General features: G+C 65.9%; 3 protein-coding genes. All 3 read left to right on the top strand.

Annotated features, from left to right (window positions below; genetic code table 11):
* The first annotated feature begins 69 nt into the window (after window positions 1–69).
* Window positions 70–1,224 (top strand): cysteine protease StiP family protein, encoded by a 1,155-nt coding sequence (locus RHBS_RS26430; RefSeq protein WP_128646842.1) that lies wholly within the window; start codon window positions 70–72, stop codon window positions 1,222–1,224.
* Window positions 1,221–2,024, top strand: coding sequence for an HAD family hydrolase (locus RHBS_RS26425; protein ID WP_187298647.1), 804 nt, complete (start codon window positions 1,221–1,223; stop codon window positions 2,022–2,024). The genes RHBS_RS26430 and RHBS_RS26425 overlap by 4 nt, the downstream gene beginning before the upstream one ends.
* A gap of 40 nt (window positions 2,025–2,064) precedes the next feature.
* Window positions 2,065–2,819 (top strand): PPE domain-containing protein (locus RHBS_RS26420; RefSeq protein ID WP_128646841.1); only part of this gene is annotated, 755 nt, incomplete at its 3' end.

The raw sequence follows: 2,819 nt of genomic DNA, 5'->3' as shown, positions 1-2,819 counted from the left end.
ACACCGACGGCCCTCGCTGTCGCCGCGAGACTCTCGCCGCCTTCGGGCACCGACGTGCTCCTGGTGGTCGTGACGGGAGCCGATCCGACGGCACTCGAGGTTTCCCGGCGCGCACGCCCGCTCCGCGGACCCGAATTCGGCTCGTACGCAGCGGACGAAGTCACCTGGTTGCTCGAGGACCTCTCGTCGGTCTCACTCGAAGCCGAAGTCAACGAGCGAGAGAAGGCGATTCAGGCCGGTACGGCCCATTACGCCGAATCGCTTCCGGTCGAGTACCAACCGGATCTCGCCTACCGTGAACTGTTCGAGAAAGTGCTGCAGGAGAGCGCATCACGGCTGGCGGTCGCGGTCGGAACCGTCACCGAGGTGGTGCTGGCCGAACGCGGACACGACATCGCACTCGCGTCATTGGCTCGGGCGGGCACACCCGTCGGAATTCTGATGCGTCGCTGGGCATTCGCCGCTCACGGCATCGAGATTCCGCACTACGCTGTCTCGATCGTGCGTGATCGCGGCATCGACTCCGTGGCACTGCGCTACCTCGCCGAACATCACGACTCGCGTTCGGTGGTGTTCGTCGACGGCTGGACCGGCAAGGGTGCGATCGCCCGCGAACTCACCGCCGCACTCCGCGACTTTCCCGGAGCCGAGTTCGACGACGATCTCGCCGTGCTCGCCGATCCGGGCAACTGCGCCCGCACCTACGGCACCCGCGACGACTTCCTCATCGCGTCGGCCTGCCTCAATTCGACCGTCTCGGGGTTGGTTTCACGAACCGTACTCAACGACAGCCTGATTCGTCCCGGGGACTTCCACGGCGCGAAGTACTACGCCGATCTCGCCCCCGACGACGTCTCACGTCACCTGCTCGACACCGTCGCTGCGCGCTTCGACGACGTTCGGGACGAGGTCGCCGCCTCGGTGACCGCCGTGCTCGCCTCCGACCGAACCCCCACCTGGACGGGATGGGCATCGGTGGAGAAGGTACGTGAGGAGTACGGCATCTCGCACGTCAATTTCGTCAAACCCGGCGTCGGCGAAACCACACGGGTGCTGCTGCGTCGTGTGCCGTGGCGGGTACTGGTGCGGGACGCCGATGCGCCCGAGCACGAACACATTCGAATGCTCGCCGCGGCCAGGGGAGTGCCGGTGGACGTGGTGCCCGACCTCGCCTATTCGTGCATGGGGCTGATCAAGAACGTCTCGAGCGGGGACGCGTCGTGAACGCTCTCGTCGCGGTGGATCTCGACCGTACGATGATCTTCTCCGAGGGCGCACTCGGTGTGCCCCTGGACGATTGGTTCGAGTGTGTGGAGATGTACGAGGGAAAACCACTGTCCTACATGAGCTCTCGCGCGGTGTCGCTGCTTAGGGAGTTGAGCGAGACGACGCTCGTGGTCCCGACCACCACGCGGACCATCGAACAGTTTCAGCGGATCGCGCTGCCCGGGGCACCCTGGCGGTATGCCATCACCAGCAACGGCGGCAACATCCTCGTCGACGGTGTGCCCGACTCGAGTTGGCGCAACGAGTTCGAGTTGGATCTGGCGGGCATCGGCGCAGAGTTGAGATCGCGGGTCTCCGAGGACTGGGTGCTCAAGTACCGCGAGGCCGACGGCCTGTTCTGCTACCTGGTGGTGAACACGGCCGCTGTGCCCGAGGACTTCGTCGCGCAGTGGTCGCAGTGGTGCGCCGCGCGGGATTGGAACGTCTCGCAGCAGGGTCGGAAGATCTACACGATGCCGAACGCGGTGTGCAAGAGCTCCGCGGTGGCCGAGGTGCGGACCCGGCTGATCCAGGACGGCACGCTCAGCTCCGAGGCTCGAGTCTTCGCCGCCGGTGACGGCGCACTCGATGCCGAGATGCTCATCGCCGCCGACTCGGCCGTCCGACCCCGGCACGGCGAACTCGAACTGCTCGGATTCACCCATCCGGGGCTGACTGTCACCGACTCCTCCGGTGTCCGGGCCAGCGAGGAAATTCTCGAGTGGCTGCGGAACCGAACCGCCGTGCGCCGCGTCTAACAGTTCGTCGGGGAGAGAAGACGTCGGGCAAGGGGTGGGCATGACGGATCCGTACGAGGAACTCGCAGCGGCGATCGACAACATCGTCACCAGTACGTTCGTGACGCCGATGGGCCCCGAATTTCTCGGTTCCGTCCTGGAAGCGGCATTCGAGAAGGCGAACGTGGCCCTCGACTACCGCGGCGAGTTCGAGCCGACCGAAGTGGTCATCACCGAGGCGTTCGAGGTGATGCCGCACGAGCAGATCGTGGCCATGGTCGGATCGCTGGGAACCGGCCCCATCGAGAACTCTTCCAAGAACTGGAACGACTTGTCCGCTGCCGCAGCCACCGGATCCGACGGCTTCCGGTCCGGCATCGAGGCGGCCATGGCGTCGGGTTGGTCGGGACCGACAGCCGACTCCGTCCGCGGCGGTGTGGGCAACTACGTCTCGTCTGCGAACGCGTTGTCCACCTCGATGAGCCTGATCAGCAACAAGTTGCTCGAGGCGCACTCCGGCTTCACGCAGACGCAGTCGAGGATGCCGCCGGTGGTTGCGCCGGCCGCAAGCAGCATGATCGATACCCTTCTACCCATTCCCTTTGCCGCGAAGGAGGCAGTGTCGGCCCGGGAGGAGCAGCAGGAAGAAGCGCGTCGAATCATGCGCTCGGTCTACGTACCAGGGGTGCTGCAGTCCGATTCCCAGGTCCCGGTGCTGCCGGCAGCGCACAATCCGGTGGCCGACGGTGGCGGTTCCAGCGGCGGCTGGGGCCTCGGCAATTCCGGCGGGGGCGGCAGTCTCGGTTCGACTTCCGG

The sequence above is a fragment of the Rhodococcus sp. BS-15 genome (genome assembly GCF_000813105.1).
Classification (GTDB): Bacteria; Actinomycetota; Actinomycetes; order Mycobacteriales; family Mycobacteriaceae; genus Rhodococcoides.
This window is presented reverse-complemented; position numbering and strand designations above follow the sequence as displayed.